Source organism: Veillonella sp., from assembly GCF_019414865.1.
Lineage (GTDB): Bacteria > Bacillota > Negativicutes > Veillonellales > Veillonellaceae > Veillonella.
Window position 1 is genome coordinate 1 of sequence record NZ_DXLG01000199.1, and the last position, 1,799, is coordinate 1,799.

At 37.7% G+C, this 1,799-nt stretch carries 1 protein-coding gene; it reads right to left on the reverse strand.

Going from position 1 to position 1,799, the window contains the following annotated elements; all coding sequences use genetic code 11:
- Positions 1–288: 288 nt before the first annotated feature.
- Positions 289–1,602, reverse strand: a complete 1,314-nt coding sequence (locus QZ334_RS08225; RefSeq protein WP_295233567.1) for an MFS transporter — start codon at positions 1,600–1,602, stop codon at positions 289–291.
- Positions 1,603–1,799: the final 197 nt, after the last annotated feature.

Below are 1,799 nucleotides of genomic sequence, written 5' to 3' on the forward strand. Positions count from 1 at the left end.
TGATGAAATTTCATCAAACTTGGGTCTACACGCTTTCAATCTTTTGTCTCCTTAAGTTTAAGATACAGCATTTACAGATGTGCCTATTGTAAAAGTTGCTAATACGGTTGCTAAAATAACGTTCTATACATATTATTCTCTCTTTTTTATCCTGTAGATTCTATTACTCTCATTATACATAAAACAGCATTATTACTAAAGAAAAAGAGCTATACCCCATACATTCGCTACAATGTGAATGTATTAGAGATATAGCTCTTTTAATTTTGAAATTTGATGCAGGACTACTTAGTCATCCTTGTGTTCCATAGATTTAGGCAATGTCAAAATCAATAGAGCTGCAAGGAACATACAAGCGCCCATTACATAGTAACCATAAGTAAAGCTGCCTGTATGACCATTGATGAAACCAAGCATGTAAGGACCTACCCAGCCCCCCATGTTACCAGAGGAGTTAATAAGGCCCATCGCCCCTGCCGCAGCAGCACCAGATAAGAAAGTTGTTGGCATTGTCCACCATACACCCATGCCACCGTAAACACCTACAGCAGTTAAGCAGATAAAGAATAAACTAATTTCTGGGGATGGACTATGTGGTGTTGCTAAGAAGCCAATAGTACCAATGAACAATGTAGTGGCAACATGCCAACGTTTTTCATTGCGCTTTTCAGAGGAATAACCACAATATACTTGTACAAGTAATGCAGCAGACATGGGAATCGCAATAGACCATGCTACTACGCTTGGTGGCCAACCAGATAAGCTTTTAAGAACTTGAGGCATCCAGAAGCTAAAGCCCCAGAAACCAATAACCCATAAGAAATAGATTAATGCTAAACGCAATACTTTTGGATCTTTCAAAGCTTGCCATGTAGTATATTTCTTTACAGCTTGCTTTTGTTGTTCTTCTTTTTCAAGTTCAGCCTTGATATAGGCTTTTTCTGTATCAGTTACCCAAGATGCATGATCTGGACGTTCTTTCATCCAGAACGCAAAAATGAAAGCAAAGATAACAGCTGGAATAGCTTCAACGATGAAGAGTGTGCGCCACCCATGAAGGCCAAAGAATGTTGTATCAAGTAAGATACCTGCCAATGGACCACCGATGATGTTAGAGAACAATAAAGATGTTAACATCAATGAGATCGCTTTCGCACGTTCCTTTGGCAAGAACCAATTCGGTATCAGTAACGAATAAATTACAGGATATAAAGAGGCTTCACATAGACCGAGTAAGAATCGATAAATATAAAACTCCAACTCTGTAGTCATCGTCGTCATAAGAATACATACGAGACCCCAACTAAACATGATACGAGCCACCCAATGCATAGCATTACAGCGAGCAGCTATTAAGGATGCTGGCACTTCAAATAAAACGTAGCCAATAAAGAAAATACCGGCCCCCATACCGAATACCTCTGGTGTTAACCATGGTAAATTCTCTTTCATGGTCAAGCCTGCATAGGCAATATTAACGCGATCTAAGAAGGCAATAATAGAAACAATAAATAAAGGTAAGACTACGTGTAGCATACGCCGCTTTGTAAAGTCTTTGAAATCGATGGCCCCACTTTGAGGCTCTGGTGTAGATGAGTTCATATAATTCCTTTCTACTACTTAAGATATTACATACCTTACTATCTTAAGAAAACAAAAGTCCTCTGTCAATGGAATTATATAGAATATAGAAATAACAAATAGGAATAGTAACACCAAAATAATGGCCTTTAAAAATAGAAAAAGGATATTTGCTAGGAATGACTGTATAAAACAAAAAGCACTTTATAGTATAAATA

What these genes read in the sequence shown, in the direction of transcription:
- QZ334_RS08225 (WP_295233567.1), bottom strand. Translation starts at nt 1,602, where the DNA reads ATGAACTCATCTACACCAGAGCCTCAAAGTGGGGCCATCGATTTCAAA.